This is a genomic window from Kitasatospora cystarginea (assembly GCF_039533515.1).
Lineage (GTDB): Bacteria > Actinomycetota > Actinomycetes > Streptomycetales > Streptomycetaceae > Kitasatospora > Kitasatospora cystarginea.
On the sequence record NZ_BAAATR010000051.1, the window covers coordinates 1 to 16,648 of the forward strand.

Genomic DNA, 16,648 nt, shown 5'->3' on the forward strand with positions numbered 1-16,648 from the left:
GCGCGAGCTGGGCGCCTCCAAGATGAGCCGCAACATCGTCGTCGAGGCCCTGCTGCGGGTCACCGCCTGGGGCGTCGAGACCCGCCTCCAGCAGCTCGCCGGAAAGAAGAAGTAACCCTCGCCACCGTCCCGTTCGAGTGAACCGCACTCAACAGCGGGTCCTGGAACGCGACGTGGGGGCCGGCGCCGGGCGCCTGCCCCCACGTGTCGGTCCGGCCGCCGGTCAGAGCAGACGCAGCAGGCGCGACGTGATCGACGGCGGGTTGAGGTCGGACTGCAGGGTCACCGGGACCTGGACCCTGCCGTCACCCTCGCCGGCCGAGATGGTGCCGACCTCGGTTCCGGCCTTGACGGTGTGGCCGATCTTGGCCTGGTCCAGGGTGAGCTTGGTGGTGACACCGGACCAGCCGGCCACCGTGAGGTCCTTGGAGGCCACGACCGGGACCTTCCCGCCGAGACCGTCGTCCACGTAGCCGACCACGTCGCCCTGCTTGGCGAGGGTCTGGCCGGTGAGGCCGTTCTGCGCCGCGGTGATGATCTTCTGGCTGACCGTCTGGGCGGCCCTCAGGACGTCGTCGGTGGCCGTCACCGGCTGGTTGAGCGTGACACCGATGATCATCCGCCTGGTGCCGCTGATCTCCTTGACGGCCGCCCACATCAGGCAGGACTTGGCCGCGCTGCTGGAGCCGGTCTTGGTGCCGATGACACCGTTCTTGGCGGAGAGCAGGTAGTTGGTGTTGTAGATCCGCTGGTTGTTGATGACGGTGTCCGGGGTGCTGACGACCCGCTGGAAGACCTCGTTCTGCATGACCTGCTCGGCCAGCTTCAGCTGGTCCTTGGCGGTGCTCTTGGTGTCGTTGTTGTAGCCGGCCGGGTCCGCGTAGACGGTGTTGGCCATACCGAGCTTGGCAGCCTGGTCGTTCATCTTCTTGACGAACGCCTCCTCGCTGCCCGCGTCCCAACGGGCCAGCAGCCGGGCCACGTTGTTGGCCGACGGCAGCATCAGCATTTCCAGCGCCTCGTACTGGGTCAGCTTCTCCCCCTCGGTCAGGGTGACCCGGGACTGGTCGGCGTCACTGGACTCCGAGGCGGCCTGCCTGTCCACGGTGAGCGTGGGGCCCATCTCGCCCTTCTTGAGCGGGTGGTCGCGCAGGATGATGTACGCGTTCATCACCTTGGTGACGCTGGCGATCGGCTGTGGGGTCTCGTCGCCCACGCTGCCGAGGTTGCCCACGCCGACCACCTCGGCGGTGGCCTGGCCCTTGTTCGGCCACGGGATGTCGAGCTTGTCGCCGTTGAAGGTGAACGAGTCGGCGAGCGACAGCTTCGCCTTCGGGTCCGGCAGCGGACGGAGCAGTTGGCCGACCGCGAGCACGCCGAACACCACGGCCAGGAAGACCGTCCAGATGGTGGTCCGCTTCATCGCCCGCTGGAACGGCGTGACCGGACGGCGGCTGAGCGCGGCCAGCACCTCCATCGCCTCGGAGGTGTTCTCCGGGCCCGGCAGCGGCGGCGGGGTCGGCAGCGGCGGGGGAGCCGGCACCGGAGCGGGGTCGGGCACCGGCAGCGGCTTGGGCGCCGGGGCGGGAGTCGGCACCGGACGGGGGGCCGGGGTCGGCCTGGGCTCCGGCTCCGGCTCCGGCTCGGGGATGGGCTCGGGCTCGGGGCGGGGGGCCGGCTCGGGCGGGGGCTCGGGGACCGTCCCGGCGGACGGCTTGGCGGACTCGGCCGGCTTCCCGCGCTCGGCGGACTTCAGGCCGGTGCTCTTCGCCTCCCCGGAGTCCTTGGCGCCCTTCGTGTCCTCGGCGTCCTCGGTGCTCTCCGCGTCCTTCGGCTTCTCCGGGGACGTCGTCGAACTCGGCGACGCCTTGGCGTCCTTGGCGTCCTTGGCGCCCTTGACGTCCGGGAGTCGGAGCGCCCTGGTGCGGCTGTCCACGGGCAGGCTGTCCCGCATACCAAGACGCGAAGCCGCGCCGGCGGCCTCGGCGGCCTCAGCGGCCTTGACGGCAGACGCGTCGACACCGTCGTTCGAACCGGCGCCCTTCGTGGCCGCGGGCTTGGTCCCGGCGGCACCGTCCTCGCTCTTCGCGGACGTCTCGGCGGACTTCGCGGCCTTCGACAGGCTCTCCCGGAAGTCGTCCGGGAGCCGGAGCGCCCTGGTGCGGCTGTCCGCCGGCAGGCGGAGCATGGTGGTCCTGCTGTCCACATTGCGGACGCTCAGCTGAACCGTGGCACCGCCCCGGACGGTCTCGGCCCGGGCCTCCGCACCAGCCTCGGCGGTCTCGGCGGTCTCGGCGTCAGCCTGCTTGCCGGCCACCGCAGCAGCCTTCCCGCCGGTCTCGGCGCGCTCCTCCGCCTCCGCCTTCGCCTCAGTCTTGGCCTTGGCCTTGGTCTCAGCCTTGGCCGCGGACTTCACCTCAGCCTTGTCCCCGGCCGCAGGCTTCGCCTCGGCACCGGCCGCGGACTTCACCGCCTTGCCCTCGGCCCCGGACTTCACCTCGGCATCGGCCGCGGACTTCACCGCCTTGCCCTCGGCCCCGGACTTCACCTCGGCACCGGCCGCGGACTTCACCGCCTTGCCCTCGGCCCCGGACTTCACCTCGGCACCGGCCGCGGACTTCACCTCAGCCTTCTCCCCGGCCGCAGGCTCCGCCTCGGCACCGGACCCGGCGTCCTTGCCCGTGCTCCCCGGCTCAGCGGCGTCGTCGGCCTTGGCGCCGGTCCGCTCGGCCGACCGCTCGGGCGCGGTCGCCTCCGCTTCCCCGTCGCCGTGCACCTTGTCGGGGAACTCGCCCACGTAACCCATCCTCCTCGTCCGCCCGGCCGCCGCCGCCCGAGCCCGTGCCGGCCCGTCGGCGGGCCGACCTGATTTGGAACGGCTTTTCGCCGCGCCTCTGTAGCTGTACAGTCTCCGCCACTGGTGGCCGCTTTGGCCGCCGCACCCCGCCCGACCGGCCGTTATTCTCCCCGCCGGGCCCTGCAGCGACCAGTCCGAGTGTCAGACGCGGGGCCTGAGGTGACCGGTTCCCGCCTGCGCACCCAAGGTCACGATTCGGAGGCGTACTCGACAAGCCGCTGTGAGAGGCGTCACTCTGTCATTCATCCACGCGGGGAGGCTTGGATGGGCAAGAGCCGCAGAACAGTTCCCGAGGAACTCTTGCTGCTCGCACTGGACCCGAACACGGGTACCACGGCGCAGCCGCAGACCCTCGACCTCGGACTCGCCGGGGCACAGCTCGTCGAGCTGTCCCTGGCCGGAAGGATAGTCCCGGACGGGGACCGGATCGCCGTGGTGCTGCCACGGCCGACCGGCGACCCGACTCTGGACCACGCTCTGGAACTGCTGCGCCGCCGCGGCAGTCCGGTGCGGGCCGCGCACTGGATAGGCGGGCCCCGGTTGGGGCTCCGCCAGACGTACCTGGCGCACCTGGAGCGGTGCGGCATGGTGACGGCGGTGACCGGCCAGGTGTGCGGTGTGCTGCCGACGACGCGCTACCAGGCGTCGGACGACTGTACGAACGCCGCCATCAAACAACGTCTGGACACCGCCATCCGGACCGGCGTTCCGCCGGACCCCAGGACGGCCGCACTGGCCGCACTGGCGCACGCCGTGGGTCTGGGGAAGCACCTCTACCCGGGAAACGAGGGAAGGTCCTCCAGGTCACGCCTGCGCGACCTGATCCGGTACGACCCGCTCGGCGGGATGGTCGCGCATGCCGTGATGGACGTGCAGAACGGCCTGCCCGCCCCGACGAAGGGCGGCTCCGCCAACGGACGGACGCAGGCTCCCGGGCGGCAGACGGTGGCGCGGCCCGCGGCCGACGGCCGTGGCGTCGCGGCGCGGGTGGGCGCGTGATGAACGGAACGCGCCGATACGCAGGATGAGCAACGCAGGCGAGGGGTGGTCCGCCCGGCAGTGGAGTGCCGGGTGGGCCGCCTTTCGCCTTTCTCCGTTTCTCCAGGCACCGACGGCCGATCCGCTCTCCTCGCCTGCCAACGGGCGGGAGTTCCCCCAGGCTTCGGCCGGGGGGAACCCCATCCCCCGGCCGAAGCCTGGGGGCGAGGGCCCGGCGCCGCCGCATTTCCGGCACTGTGGCGTGGTCGCGGTACTGCGGCGCTTCCGGCGGCCGATCCGCCTTTACCGGTTCGGCGTTCCGGGCGCAAGGGGGACGATCCTGAATGAGCGTTTTTCCGATGATCTGTTCTATTGCACTCAGGTGAATCCCCGGCGCCGACCTGAGCCGAGATGACATGCTGCTCCAAGTCAGGGGGGTTGGTACCAATTTCCACAGTGTTCCGCGGTGCGCCGTACCCGGGCGCGCCAGAGGTGCAGCCGGAGGTCGATGTGTCCGCCAACGTCAATCCCACGGTCCGGCGACGACGGCTCGGCGCGGAACTCCGCCGCCTGCGCGAGCTGAAGGGCATGACGGCCGAGGAGGTGGCCGGCCGGCTGATGGTCTCCCAGTCGAAGATCAGCCGGCTGGAGAACGGCCGGCGCAGCATCAGCATGCGCGACGTGCGCGACCTCTGCGACGTCTACGAGGTGACCGACGAGCGGGTCCGCGCCGGGCTGATGGAGATGGCGCGGGAGTCCCGGCAGCGCGGCTGGTGGCACGAGTTCGGCGACATCCCGTACAGCGTGTACATCGGCCTGGAGGCCGAGGCCTCCTCGATCCGGGCGTACGAGTCCTCCTTCGTGCCCGGTCTGCTGCAGACCCGCGAGTACGCCGAGGCGGTCGTCGCCGGCACCCAGCCCGACACCGACGCCACCGCAGTCCGGCGCCGGGTGGAGGTCCGGCTCAAGCGGCAGAACCGGATATACGGCGAGAACCAGCTCGGCAGTCTCTGGGTGGTGATCGATGAGGCGGTGCTCTGCCGGGAGGTCGGCAGCCGCGAGGTGATGGCGGACCAGCTCTTCCAGCTGCTCCTGCTGAGCGAGCAACCGAACATCAACCTGCAGGTGATTTCGTTCGAGCACGGCGCCCACCCCGGCATGACCGGGACATTCTCCCTGATGGAGTTTCCGGAGTCAGCCGATTCCACCGTCGTCTACTTCGAAGGAGTGACGAGTGATCTCTACCTGGAGAAGGACGCGGATGTACGTCGCTATACCAATCTCTACGACCACCTGCGGGCGGCAGCGCTCGGCGTTGCGGACAGCCGGTCTCTGATACAGAACTATGCGGAGAGGTTCAAGAGATGACCACCAAGACCACGGGCAGCCTCACCTGGCGCAAGAGCAGCTACAGCGGCGGCAACGGTGCCTGCGTCGAGATCGCCGTGCCGTCCGGCGCGACGGTCGCCGTTCGCGACTCGAAGGACCCACAGGGTCCGCAGCTGCACTTCTCCAGGGCCGCCTGGGCCGCCTTCGCCTCCGCTGCGGGCGACGGCGTGTTCGGTGAGGTCTGAGCAGTCCGCTGGTCTTCGAGTGCCCGCCGCGCCCGTTCGCGGCGGGCACTCGCGCATGTCGGCCAGGGTCAGTCGGTCGGGTAGCGCCCGGCCCACACCGCCCGTTCGTCAGGCGGGAGTTCGGGGCCGTGCAGCTCGGGGCCGTGCAGCAGTTCCAGGACGAAGTCGTCGGCCAGTTCCAGGATCGTCCCCCGGCCCTCCAGCTCGGCCAGCAACCCGGGCGGCAGGGCGCTCTCCCCGTGCAGGACGCCGAGCAGGTTGCCGCAGATCGCCCCGGTGGAGTCGCTGTCGCCGGAGTGGTTGACCGCCAGCAGCAGCCCGGACCGCAGGTCGTGCGCCACCAGCGCGCAGTACAGCCCGATCGCCAGGGCCTCCTCGGCCACCCAGCCCTCGCCCAGCGACTCCACCCGCTCCGCGGAGGGCTCCCCGGCGCGTACCGCGTCCAGAGCGCCGCGCAGGGCGGCGGTGGTCTCCTCGTGCGCCGGGCGCTCGGAGAGCAGGGCCAGCGCCAGGTGCACGCCCTCCTCCAGGGTGCCGCCCCGGACCACGGTGTGGACGATCACCGCGAACGCCCCGGCGGAGAGGTAGCCGGTGGGATGGCCGTGGGTCAGCACCGAGCACTCCACGGCCAGCTGGAAGACCAGCTGCGGCTCCCAGGCGACCAGCAGGCCGAACGGCGCGGCGCGCATCACCGTTCCGCAGCCCTTGGAGTGCGGGTTGCGCGGCGCCTCCAGGGTGCCGGGGCGTGCCGCGTCGGGTCCGGTCAGACCGCTCAGGCAGGCCGTGCCCGGGGCGCGCTCGGCGTACAGCCACTCCTGCCGGCCCAGCCAACCGAGCCCGGGCTCGCGCTCGTCCGGGCCCCAGGCGCTCTGGGTGGCGGCCCAGCGGAGATAGGCGCGGTGCACGTCGCTCGGCGGGTGCCAGGCGCCGCCGTCCCGGCGGACGTGCGCCCGGATCAGACCGTCCATGGTGAAGAGCACCATCTGGGTGTCGTCGGTGACCGTCCCGCGCCGCCCGTACGCGGGCACGTACCCGGTCACCCCCTGCGGACCGTGGGCGGCCCGGATCCGCTCCAGCGACTCGAACTCGATGCCCGCGCCGAGCGCGTCGCCGATCGCCCCGCCGAGCAGGCAGCCCCGTACCCGGCTGCGGAAGTCCTGTTGCTGCGCGCGTGACCACAGTGGCAACACGGTCGGGCACCTTTCGTCGGTCGTCCGGACCTCGGGCCGCGCGGAAAGGGGGCGCGGGACGGCGGAGCGCCCTCCCCCGGGGCGGCCTCAAGCGCCCCGCACTGTAGCCGAATACTTTGACCCCTCGGCCCACCATGTCGAACATCCACCCGATCCGACCGGTTGCTCCGTTCTGGGAACTCACGTGCAACCTGATCCGCCGGGCGTGCGTATGCAGGGAGGATGCGCCCGCATCCGATCGAGACAACGGAGCAGCGGCAGGATGACCGACGAGGAGTACAGCGCGTTCTACCTGTCCTCGTTCTCCCTTCTGGTACGGCAGGTCTACGCCATGACGGGGGACTTCAACGAGGCGCAGGACGCGGTCCAGGAGGCCTTCGTCCGGGGCTGGGCGCGGCGCGGGCGGCTGTCGGCCGAGGAGAACTCGCCCGAGGCGTGGATCCGCACCGTCGCCTGGCGGCTGGCCGTCAGCCGCTGGCGCCGGGCGCTGCGCGGGCGGGTGCTGGAGCGCCGGCAGTACACACCGGAGCAGTCGGTGGACGGGCCCGGACCCGAGCACACCGCGCTGGTCGCGGCACTGCGCAGGCTCCCGGCCGCACAGCGGCAGGCCATCGTGCTGTTCCACCTGTGCGACCTGAGCATCAACCAGGTCGCGGCCGAGACGGGTGCGGCGGTCGGCACGGTCAAGGCCCGGCTGTCCCGTGGCCGGGCCGCACTGGCGAAGTACCTCGCCGACGACCCGGACGCGCTGGCCGGTTCCCCCGTCGAGCGCTCCAACCGCGAAAGGATTCGCAGCTGTGCCTGACCTGGACGACACCGCGCGCGGGGACAGGCTCTCCGTCGCACTGCACGGGCTGGCGAGCAACACCCCGGCGGCCCTGCCGCTGCCGTACCAAACGGTCCGCGACCGGGGCCTGCGACGGCGCAGGCGGCGTGGGATCGCGGCGGCCGTGGGCACGGTCTGCGCTGTCGCGCTGCTGGGCAGCGGCGGCCTGCTGCTCCAGGGGCGGCACGGCGCCGCCCCCTCGGTGGTACCGGCCATCACCCCGTCGGGGAGCGCGTCACCGGCTCCGAGCGGCACCCCGACGGCCACCGCCGCCCGACCCCCGATCCGGGTCGACCTCGCGCGGCACCTGGTGATCGTGGGTGCCGACGGCGCCACCAGGGAGCTGCCCGCCACCGCCGGGGCGCCCGCGCACCCGACACGGACCGGCTGGATGACGGTGGCCGGGAAACCCGGAACCATGGGCTTCGACTTCGCGGGAAGCTCGACGGAGGAGCAGTACCGCGTGTCGATGGACTGGTGTGTACAGCTGGCCGACCGGAGCGGCTACCCGACGTACGTCTGCGGCATGCCCTTTCTCACAGGCACCGTGTTCGGGCACGAGAACGTCACCCACGAGAACATCGGTCTGAGCACCGAGGACGCGCGCTGGTACTTCGAGCACGTCTCGGTCGGCGACCGGGTCGAGGTGTCCGGCTGACGTCCGCCGGGGCGTGAGGTCCGCACGCGGTGTCCGCACGCCCCGGTTCCGCTACTCCAGGACCGGGAGCAGCTTCGGCAGGTGCCCGTCCGAGGCCAACGCGGCGGCCCGGCGTTCGGCGGGCACCTCGCCGTAGGTGGTGGTGCGCTGGCGGGCGGGGCGCCCGGCGGCCTCGGCGATGGCCTCCAGGTCGCGGACGGACTTGTAACTGCCGTACGCCGAGCCGGCCATCCGGGAGATGGTCTCCTCCATCAGCGTGCCGCCCAGGTCGTTGGCCCCCGAGCGCAGCATCTCGGCGGCCCCCTCCGCACCCAGCTTCACCCAGCTGGTCTGGATGTTGGGGATGTGCGGGTGCAGCAGCAGCCGGGCCATCGCGGTGACCGCCCGGTTGTCCCGCATGGTCGGGCCGGGCCGGGCGATGCCGGCCAGGTAGACCGGCGCGTTGGTGTGGATGAACGGCAGGGTGACGAACTCCGTGAAACCGCCGGTCCGTTGCTGGATGGAGGCGAGCAGCCGCAGGTGGCCCAGCCAGTGCCTGGGGGTGTCCACGTGCCCGTACATCATGGTGGAGGACGAGCGGATGCCCAACTCGTGTGCGGTGCTGACGACTTCCACCCAGGTGGCGGCCGGCAGCTTGCCCTTGGTGAGGACCCAGCGGACCTCGTCGTCGAGGATCTCGGCGGCCGTGCCGGGGATGGTGTCGAGTCCGGCCTCCTTGGCCTGCTGGAGCCAGTCGCGGATCGAGAGCCCGGTCCTGCTGGCCCCGTTGACGACCTCCATCGGGGAGAAGGCGTGCACATGGATGCCCGGCACCCGCTCCTTCACCGCCCGGGCGATGTCGAAGTACGCGGTGCCCGGCAGGTCGGGGTGGATGCCGCCCTGCATGCAGACCTCGGTCGCGCCGACCTCCCACGCCTGGGCGGCCCGCTCGGCGACCTGCTCCAGCGAGAGGGTGTAGGCGTCGGCGTCGGTGCGGCGCTGCGCGAAGGCGCAGAAGCGGCAGCCGGTGTAGCAGACGTTGGTGAAGTTGATGTTCCGGGTGACGCAGTAGGTGACGTCCTCGCCCACCACCGAGCGGCGCAGGTCGTCGGCGACCCGGCAGAGTGCGTCGAGGGCGGGTCCTTCGGCGTGGAAGAGTGCCAGCGCCTGCTCGTCGGTGAGCCGGGTCGGGTCGTCGGCGGCGACGGCCAGCGCCGTGCGCACGTCACCGTCCAGCCGCTCCACGGGAGTTGCCGCGACCTGTTCGCGCAGGGCCTGCCAGTCTCCGTACACGTCCTCGAAGTCCGCCCGGCGGTCACCGGTGCGGCCCTCGGTGTCGATGGTGCGGTGCAGGTCGGTGCGGCCGGACGGGGCGGGCAGGTCCTCGGGCTCCTGCCAGGGCAGGCCGACGGGCACGACGTCCGGGCGGGCCAGGCCGGTGGCCGGGTCGGCGAGCGCGGTGACGTGCGGCAGGATGCGCGGGTCCAGCCAGGGCTCGCCGTGCAGCACGTACTCGGGGTGGACTGCGAGCCGTTCCCGCAGCTGGAAGCCCTGCGCCTCGGTGCGACGGGCGAGCTCCTCGATCTGCGGCCACGGGCGCTCGGGGTTGACGTGGTCCGGCGTGAGCGGGGAGACGCCGCCCCAGTCGTCGATGCCCGCACTGATGATCAGCTCGTACTCGCTGTCCACCAGGTTCGGCGGCGCTTGGACCCGGGCCGAGGGGCCGAGCACCAGCCGGGTGACGGCGATGACCGCGGCCAGCTCCTCCAGCTCGGCGTCGGGCATCGAACGCATCGCGGTGTCCGGCTTGGCCCGGAAGTTCTGGATGATCACTTCCTGGATGCCGTGGTACTGCCGGGCGACCCGGCGGATCGCGAACAGCGCGTCCGCCCGCTCCTCGTGGTTCTCCCCGATGCCGATCAGCAGGCCGGTGGTGAACGGGACGGAGCTGCGCCCGGCGTCCTCCAGCACCCGCAGCCGGACGGCCGGCTCCTTGTCCGGTGATCCGTGGTGCGGGCCGCCGGGCTCCGACCAGAGCCGGGTGGCGGTGGTCTCCAGCATCATGCCCATCGAGGCCGCGACCGGCTTGAGCCGCTGGAACTCGGTCCAGCCGACCACCCCGGGGTTGAGGTGCGGCAGCAGGCCGGTCTCCTCCAGCACCCTGATCGACATCGCCCGCAGGTACGCCTGGGTGTCGTCGTAGCCGTGCGCGTCCAGCCACTCGCGGGCCTCGGGCCAGCGGTCCTCGGGCCGGTCGCCGAGCGTGAACAGGGCCTCCTTGCAGCCCAGCGCCGCACCCTTGCGGGCGATGTCCAGCACCTCGTCCGGCGACAGGTACATCCCCTGGCCGGCCCTGCGCAGCTTGCCGGGGACGGTGACGAAGGTGCAGTAGTGGCACCGGTCCCGGCAGAGCCGGGTGAGCGGGATGAAGACGCTCTTGGAGTAGGTGATGGTCCCCGGCCGGCCCGCCTCGGCCAGGCCGGCGTCCCGGATCCGGGCCGCGACCGCGCACAGCTCGCGCAGATCCTCACCGCGTGCCTGCAGCAGCACCGCCGCTTCGGCGACGTCCAGGGCGACGCCGTCCCGGGCCCGGCGCAGCGCGCGCCGCATCGAGGTGACGGTCGGTGGGGTGTACGGGGCATCGGTTGCAGCCATGCAGCGAAGATACCCAGCTTTCCTCCGTTCGGCGGACCTGACCCTGATAAGGACTCAGGGTCGCTTGCGTCGTCGGATGTACGGCGATCTGGCCCTGCAGGGCGATGCCCGGACCCCTTCCAACGGTCTCTAATGGAGTGGCAGGACCGTTGAGTGCTACCGAGAGGTTGGACATGGTGGAGCAGGACTTCGCGCACCGGCCGCGTCGCCGGGCCGCGGTGCGCGCGCTGGTACCGGTCGGGGTGATAGCCGCGGCAGCGTCCGGGATCGGGCTGGTGCCCGCGCTGGCGAGCGACTCCGGGCCGAACCTGCCGTCCCTGACGGCGGAGCAGCTGGTGGCGAAGGCGATCGGGTCGGACGTCCAGTCGCTGTCCGGCACCGTGAAGGTGTCGGCCGACCTGGGCGTGCCCACCCAGCTGCTGGGCGCGGCGGACGGGGCCATGGGCGGCGGGCGCGGCAGCCGGGCCGGCGCGGACCCGACAGCCAAGCTGACCGAGCTGCTCGGCGGCGAACACACCCTGCAGGTCGCGGTGGACGGCTCGGACCACCAGCGGGTCGGCCTGATCGAGAACCTCGCGGGCTACGAACTGGTGCGCAACGGCGACCAGGTCTGGGCCTGGGACAGCAGCAGCAACCAGGCGCTGCACCTGACCGCTCCGAAGGACGCCGGCCGGTCCGGCGAGCACGGGCATGGCGAGGCCGGCAAGGCCCCGCTCACCGGCGCGCCGACCACCCCGCAGGAGGCCGCGAAGCTGTTCCTCGGCCAGAGCGCCGCGACCACCTCGGTCACGGTGGACGGCACGGCGACGGTGGCCGGCCAGAAGGCGTACGAGCTGAGCGTGAAGCCCAAGCAGTCCGGCTCCACCATCGGTGAGGTGCGGATCGCGGTGGACGCCGACAACGGCGTGCCGCTTGCTGTGGTGGTGCAGGCCGCCGACGGCAGCAAGGTGCTGGACGTGCACTTCAGCTCGGTTTCCTTCGCCAAGCCGGCTGCCGGGACCTTCGACTTCAAGGCCCCCAAGGGCGCGAAGGTGACGGAGCGTCCGGCCGGTGCGGACGGACAGCACAAGCAGCCCGAGGCCGGCGCCCCGTCCGGGCGCAACGACGTCAGGACGATCGGCGAGGGCTGGACGACGGTGCTCAGCGCCAAGCTGCCCAGTGCCCCGGCACCGAAGCCCGACAGCACCTCCGGCGCGGACCACCGCAAGCACGGCCGCTCCTCGCTCCCGCAGGACCCGGCGGCCCTCGCCAAGTCCCTCGGCAAGAAGGTCGACGGCGGCTCGCTGATCAGCACCAAGGTGCTGAACGTGCTGATCACCGATGACGGCCGGGTCCTGGCCGGCGCCGTGACCCTGCCGGTGCTGCAGAACGCCGCTGGGGTGAAGTAGTGACGACTGCTCCCGACACGGAGCAGGTACGGGGCCGGGCCGCCGACGGCGGCCCGGCCTCCGCCACCGCTCCGGACGACGTGATCCGCACCAGCGGGCTGACCAAGCGGTTCCGGAGCGGCCAGCTCGCGGTGGACAGGCTGGATCTGACGGTGCCCAGGGGCAGCGTCTTCGGCTTCCTGGGGCCGAACGGCTCGGGCAAGACGACGACCATCCGGATGCTGATGGGCCTGATCGCGCCCTCCTCCGGCCTCGCCACGGTGCTCGGCGCCCCGATGCCGCAGTCGGTGGGCACGGTGCTTCCCCGGGTCGGCGCGCTGATCGAGGGCCCGGCCCTGTACGGCTTCCTGTCCGGGCGGGACAACCTGGTCCGGTTCGACGCGGCCGACCCGACCTCCGACCCGCGCACCCGGGCGCGCCGGGTCGCCGAGGCGCTGGATCGGGTCGGCCTGACGGCGGCGGCGGGAAAGAAGGCGCGGGCGTACTCGCTCGGCATGAAGCAGCGCCTCGGCCTCGCCTCCGCGCTGCTTCAGCCGCGCGAGCTGCTGGTGCTGGACGAGCCGACCAACGGTCTTGACCCGCAGGGCATGCGGGAGATCCGCACCCTGGTCCGGGAGGTCGCGGCCGAGGGCACCACGGTCTTCCTCTCCTCGCACCTGCTGGACGAGATCGAGCAGGTGTGCACGCACGCCGCGGTGATGTCCAGGGGCCGGCTCGTGGTGCAGGGCACCGTGGCCGAGCTGGCCGGCCGCGCCCAGGGGCGGCTGGTGGTCCGCACCCCGGACGTCGCGAAGGCCGGGGAGGTGCTGTCCGAGCACCGGGTGGCTGACCTGCGGATCGGTGAGGCGCGGCTGGACGGCCTGGCCGTGGTGGCCGACGAGGAGACGCTGCCCGGACTGTGCGCGGCGCTGGTCGCGGCCGGGGTGCGGGTGCACGGCTTCGGTGTGGAGCGCGGCACGCTGGAGGACGCCTTCGTGGCGCTGACCGGGGAGGGTTTCGATGTCGCGGGCTGAGGCACTGCCGACCGAGCAGGCACCGCAGGCTGCCGAGCCGCCGGAGCAAGCAGTTCGGGCGGCCGAGCAGGCACTGCCCACGGTCGGAGCGGGCCCACGGCCGCGAACGGCGGCGGGCTTCACCGCGCTGTTCCTGGGCGAACTCGCGCTCACCTTCCGCCGGACCAGGACGATCGCGCTGCTGGGCATCCTGGCCGTGCTGCCGGTGCTGATCGGTGTGGTGGTGAAGATCCAGACCGGCGACGCCTCGAACGGCGAGGGCCCGGCGTTCATCGCCCAGGTGACGCAGAACGGCCTGTTCCTGGTGTTCACGGCACTGGCGATGGCCCTGCCGGTCTTCCTGCCGATGACGGTCGGCGTGGTGGCCGGGGACTCCATCGCCGGTGAGGCCGCCACCGGCACGCTGCGCTACCTGCTGGTCGCCCCGGCCGGGCGGACCAGGCTGCTGGCGGCCAAGTTCACCGCCGGGCTGGCGTTCTGCCTGGCCGCGACCATGGCGGTGGTGCTGGCCGCGGTCGCCACGGGCGCGGCGCTGTTCCCGCTCGGCGAGGTCACCCTGCTGTCCGGCGACACCATCGACCTCGGCGCGGCGCTGCTGCGCGCGGTGCTGGTGGCGGGCGTGGTGGCGCTGTCACTGTCCGGCCTGGTGGCGATCGGGCTGTTCATCTCGACCCTGACCGGCAGTGGGATCGCCGCGATGGCGACCACCGTCGGCCTGGTGATCACTGTGCAGATCCTGGACGCCTTCCCCCAGCTGCACGCGATCCAGCCGTTCCTGTTCACCCACCAGTGGATGAGCTTCGGCGACCTGCTGCGCCAGCCGATGCACTGGGACAACGTGTTGCAGAACCTCGGTCTGCAGGCGCTCTACATCGCGGTCTTCGGTTCGGCCGCCTGGGCCCGGTTCACCAGCCAGGACATCACGGCGTGACGGCGACCCGGGTGGCCCCGGCCACCCGGGAGGCAGCCACCGCGCAGGCCAGCAGCGGCAGCTGGGCCGGGGAGATCAGGAAGAGCGGCGACCAGTCCGGGCAGACCAGCCGGACGCCGGCCGTCAGGCCGTACAGCCGGGCCCGGTGCGAGCCCCTGAGCTCCACCCGGTCCAGCCGGTACGGCGGCTTCAGTACGAGCGCCGGGCGCCCCTGCCGCCGCCACTGAATCGCCGGCTGGCCGCCCGTGCCGGAGCTGAGCAGGAGCTCACCGCTCTCGGCCGCGTCCAGCTCGCGCCGTACGGCTGGTACCCGTACCGTCCTGCCTGCGGCGAGTGCGGCACGCTGGAACGGCCTGGCGAACTGTTCCGTGAGCTGGACCATCGCAACCCCTCCTGCTACCCCTTCGTGGGGACGGGTACGGCTTCCGGACGTTGGTAGCCGGACGTTAGCAGGAGACGGGTGTGCTTGAAGAGACCCCGAAGGACGTGTTCACACGGAGGAGTCCACGCCACCACGGGGTGTGACGTTCCGCGACGCTCCCGGGGCGGCCCGGCAGGGCCCTTCGGCCGGTCGGTCTCAGCTGCCGCCTGCGGTCGCCTTCGCCTGGGCGTCATCGGCCGTGGCGGGCGCGGAGACCGGCAGCGACTCGCGCTCCCGGGCCCTGCGCAGCTGGCGCAGCGCGTCGAAGGTGAGCACCGCGAGCGCCACCCAGACCAGGGCGAAGCCGGCCCAGCGGGCCGGGGGCATGGACTCGTGGAAGACCAGGACCCCGAGCAGGAACTGGAACACCGGTGCCAGGTACTGCAGCAGACCGAGCGTGGTGAGCGGGACCCGGATGGCGGCCGCGCCGAAGCAGAGCAGCGGGATCGCCGTCACCATGCCGCTGAGCATCAGCAGCCCGGTGTGCCCCCAGCCGTAGCCGGCGCCGGTGTGTCCGAAAGTGCTCTTCCCCTGCACGCCGAGGTAGACGAGGTAACTCACCGCCAGCGGGAACATCGCGGCGCTCTCCACCGCGAAGCTCTCCAGCCCGCCGAGCGCGACGAGCTTCTTGAGCAGCCCGTAGGTGGCGAAGGTGAGTGCCAGGGTGAGCGCGATCCACGGCGGGCGGCCGTACGCGACGGTGAGCACCACGACCGCCGCCGCGCCGATGCCGACCGCCGCCCACTGCGCGGAGCGCAGCCGCTCGCGCAGCGCCAGCACGCCGAAGGCGATGGTGACCAGGGGGTTGATGAAGTACCCGAGGCTGGTCTCCACCACGTGCCCGGAGTTCACCCCCCAGATGTAGACGCCCCAGTTGACCGAGATCAACGCGGCGGCCGCCACCGAGAGCGCCAGCCTGCGCGGCTGGGCCAGCAGCGGGCGGATCCACGACCAGCGGCGCTGGACCAGCAGGATCAGCAGCACCGACACCAGGGACCAGGTCATCCGGTTGGCGAGGATCTCGGTGGCTCCGCTCGGCTCCAGCAGCGGCCAGAAGAGCGGGAAGACCCCCCAGATTCCGTATGCGGCGAATCCGAGCCAGAAACCCCGGCCGGCCTCCTGCTGGGATCTCTCTACCATCGACCGCCCTGCCCTCCACGTGCGTACTTGCCCGTGCTGACGGTAGCGGGCGAAGGCCGGACTGTCATCTCCGTTTCCACATTTTGGTCATGACATGGTCCGTGGCGTGCCTCACCGCCCTCGGTGGACATCCCCCGGGGCGCGGGAAGGTGCATCCACCGAGGGCGGCAACGGGATCAGAGGACGGCGGCGAGGGTCTCCGCGAGCGCGAAGCCACGCACCGCGCGCGGCACACCGGACCTCAGCGTTCGTCGATCAGCACGGCCAGGCCGTCCAGCACCCGCTGCAGTCCGAACTCGTAGGCGTGTGCAGGGCTGTACGCACCGCCGTACGCCTCCCCCGCCGCCGCGCCGACGCGGGCGGCGGTCGGGTAGCGCTCGGCGTCGAAGACCCGGGCGAGCAGTTCGGCGTTCCTCGCCCACCACTGGCGGTCGTTCATCGCGCTGTCCTGCTCGGCGGCCCGCTCGTCGGCGGCCATCCGGGCGCAGCTCTGGACGAAGGCGAGCAGATGGGTGAGCGCGGAGTCCTGCTCGACCTCGCTGAGGCCGAGCCCGTCCAGGGCACGCAGCTCGTACTCGTACTTGGCCATCAGGCCGGGGCCGAGCGGCGGGCGGCTGGTGGCGACGGCGGCGATCCAGGGGTGCGCGGCGTACAGCGCCCGGTTGTCCTCCGCCACGGCCGTCACCCGGGCCCGCCAGCCGGCGCCGGCCGGGGCGGTGCGCGGCATCGCACCGTAGAGGGTGTCGAGCATCAGGTCGAGCAGTTCGACCTTGCCGGGGACGTAGGTGTAGACCGCCATCGGCGAGAGGCCGAGCTCCTGGGCGACCCGGCGCATGGTGACCGCCTCGACCCCCTCGGCGTCGGCGACGGCGATGGCGGCGGCGGCGATCTCGGTGCTGGAGCGGGCCTGTTTCGGCCCCCGGCGGGCGGCCTTGGGCTGCGATTCCCCCCAGAGCAGTGCGAGGGTGCGCGCGGGATCACCTGCACTGCTGCGGTCCGTGGCCATGGGGGAATCCTTCCACGCATTGTCTCCGTACT

14 protein-coding genes and 1 pseudogene are annotated in these 16,648 nt (G+C 72.1%); 9 read left to right on the forward strand and 6 right to left on the reverse strand.

Annotated elements, in window-relative coordinates:
* A pseudogene (locus ABD369_RS35155) lies at positions 1 to 115 on the forward strand (dolichol-phosphate mannosyltransferase); the annotation flags it as partial.
* Positions 116 to 223: 108 nt separating this feature from the next.
* On the opposite strand, the gene ABD369_RS35160 reads toward ABD369_RS35155, so the two are convergent.
* Complete coding sequence (locus ABD369_RS35160; RefSeq protein ID WP_344640697.1) at positions 224 to 2,797, reverse strand: serine hydrolase; 2,574 nt, start codon at positions 2,795 to 2,797, stop codon at positions 224 to 226.
* Between the two features lie 324 nt (positions 2,798 to 3,121).
* On the opposite strand from ABD369_RS35160, the gene ABD369_RS35165 reads away from it, so the two are divergent.
* The 3 genes from ABD369_RS35165 (at position 3,122) to ABD369_RS35175 (ending at position 5,409) form a co-directional block, all read left to right on the forward strand.
* Positions 3,122 to 3,856, forward strand: a complete 735-nt coding sequence (locus ABD369_RS35165) for a GOLPH3/VPS74 family protein (protein ID WP_344640698.1) — start codon at positions 3,122 to 3,124, stop codon at positions 3,854 to 3,856.
* A 489-nt stretch (positions 3,857 to 4,345) separates the two neighbouring features.
* The gene (locus ABD369_RS35170; protein ID WP_344640699.1) at positions 4,346 to 5,203 is read left to right on the forward strand and encodes a helix-turn-helix domain-containing protein; all 858 of its coding nucleotides are present in this window, start codon (positions 4,346 to 4,348) and stop codon (positions 5,201 to 5,203) included.
* Positions 5,200 to 5,409, forward strand: coding sequence for a DUF397 domain-containing protein (locus ABD369_RS35175; RefSeq protein ID WP_344640700.1), 210 nt, complete (start codon positions 5,200 to 5,202; stop codon positions 5,407 to 5,409). The genes ABD369_RS35170 and ABD369_RS35175 overlap by 4 nt, the downstream gene beginning before the upstream one ends.
* 68 nt (positions 5,410 to 5,477) lie before the next feature.
* Here ABD369_RS35175 and ABD369_RS35180 read toward each other — a convergent pair whose 3' ends face one another.
* Positions 5,478 to 6,599 (reverse strand): ADP-ribosylglycohydrolase family protein, encoded by a 1,122-nt coding sequence (locus ABD369_RS35180; RefSeq protein WP_344640701.1) that lies wholly within the window; start codon positions 6,597 to 6,599, stop codon positions 5,478 to 5,480.
* A gap of 262 nt (positions 6,600 to 6,861) precedes the next feature.
* Here ABD369_RS35180 and ABD369_RS35185 point away from each other — a divergent pair, with 262 nt between their 5' ends.
* Positions 6,862 to 7,404 carry a SigE family RNA polymerase sigma factor gene (locus tag ABD369_RS35185; protein ID WP_344640702.1) on the forward strand — a complete coding sequence of 181 codons (543 nt, stop codon included), beginning with the start codon at positions 6,862 to 6,864 and terminating at the stop codon, positions 7,402 to 7,404.
* A complete protein-coding gene (locus ABD369_RS35190; RefSeq protein ID WP_344640703.1) occupies positions 7,397 to 8,083 on the forward strand; it encodes a L,D-transpeptidase in 687 nt (228 codons plus the stop codon). Before ABD369_RS35185 ends, ABD369_RS35190 begins: the two co-directional genes overlap by 8 nt.
* A 51-nt stretch (positions 8,084 to 8,134) precedes the next feature.
* On the opposite strand, the gene ABD369_RS35195 is transcribed toward ABD369_RS35190, so the two are convergent.
* Positions 8,135 to 10,717: a bifunctional FO biosynthesis protein CofGH gene (locus tag ABD369_RS35195; protein WP_344640704.1), complete on the reverse strand. Its 2,583-nt coding sequence runs from the start codon at positions 10,715 to 10,717 to the stop codon at positions 8,135 to 8,137.
* A 149-nt stretch (positions 10,718 to 10,866) separates the two neighbouring features.
* On the opposite strand from ABD369_RS35195, the gene ABD369_RS35200 reads away from it, so the two are divergent.
* Genes ABD369_RS35200 through ABD369_RS35210 form a run of 3 tightly spaced genes read left to right on the forward strand, consistent with a single transcriptional unit; the run spans position 10,867 to position 14,049 of the window.
* Positions 10,867 to 12,105 carry a LolA family protein gene (locus tag ABD369_RS35200; RefSeq protein WP_344640705.1) on the forward strand — a complete coding sequence of 413 codons (1,239 nt, stop codon included), beginning with the start codon at positions 10,867 to 10,869 and terminating at the stop codon, positions 12,103 to 12,105.
* A complete protein-coding gene (locus tag ABD369_RS35205) occupies positions 12,105 to 13,118 on the forward strand; it encodes an ABC transporter ATP-binding protein (RefSeq protein WP_425557844.1) in 1,014 nt (337 codons plus the stop codon). Before ABD369_RS35200 ends, ABD369_RS35205 begins: the two co-directional genes overlap by 1 nt.
* The gene (locus ABD369_RS35210; protein ID WP_344640706.1) at positions 13,105 to 14,049 is read left to right on the forward strand and encodes an ABC transporter permease; all 945 of its coding nucleotides are present in this window, start codon (positions 13,105 to 13,107) and stop codon (positions 14,047 to 14,049) included. Before ABD369_RS35205 ends, ABD369_RS35210 begins: the two co-directional genes overlap by 14 nt.
* On the opposite strand, the gene ABD369_RS35215 is transcribed toward ABD369_RS35210, so the two are convergent.
* The 3 genes from ABD369_RS35215 to ABD369_RS35225 all read right to left on the reverse strand — a co-directional run bounded on the left by ABD369_RS35215 (position 14,039) and on the right by ABD369_RS35225 (position 16,616).
* Entirely contained in the window at positions 14,039 to 14,431 is a 393-nt protein-coding gene (locus tag ABD369_RS35215; protein ID WP_344640707.1) for a hypothetical protein, read from the reverse strand. The two genes, ABD369_RS35210 and ABD369_RS35215, sit on opposite strands and share 11 nt — an antisense overlap.
* Before the next feature lie 195 nt (positions 14,432 to 14,626).
* The gene (gene rarD, locus ABD369_RS35220) at positions 14,627 to 15,610 is read right to left on the reverse strand and encodes an EamA family transporter RarD (protein WP_344640708.1); all 984 of its coding nucleotides are present in this window, start codon (positions 15,608 to 15,610) and stop codon (positions 14,627 to 14,629) included.
* A gap of 241 nt (positions 15,611 to 15,851) precedes the next feature.
* Positions 15,852 to 16,616 carry a TetR/AcrR family transcriptional regulator C-terminal domain-containing protein gene (locus ABD369_RS35225; RefSeq protein ID WP_344640709.1) on the reverse strand — a complete coding sequence of 255 codons (765 nt, stop codon included), beginning with the start codon at positions 16,614 to 16,616 and terminating at the stop codon, positions 15,852 to 15,854.
* Positions 16,617 to 16,648 lie beyond the last annotated feature (32 nt).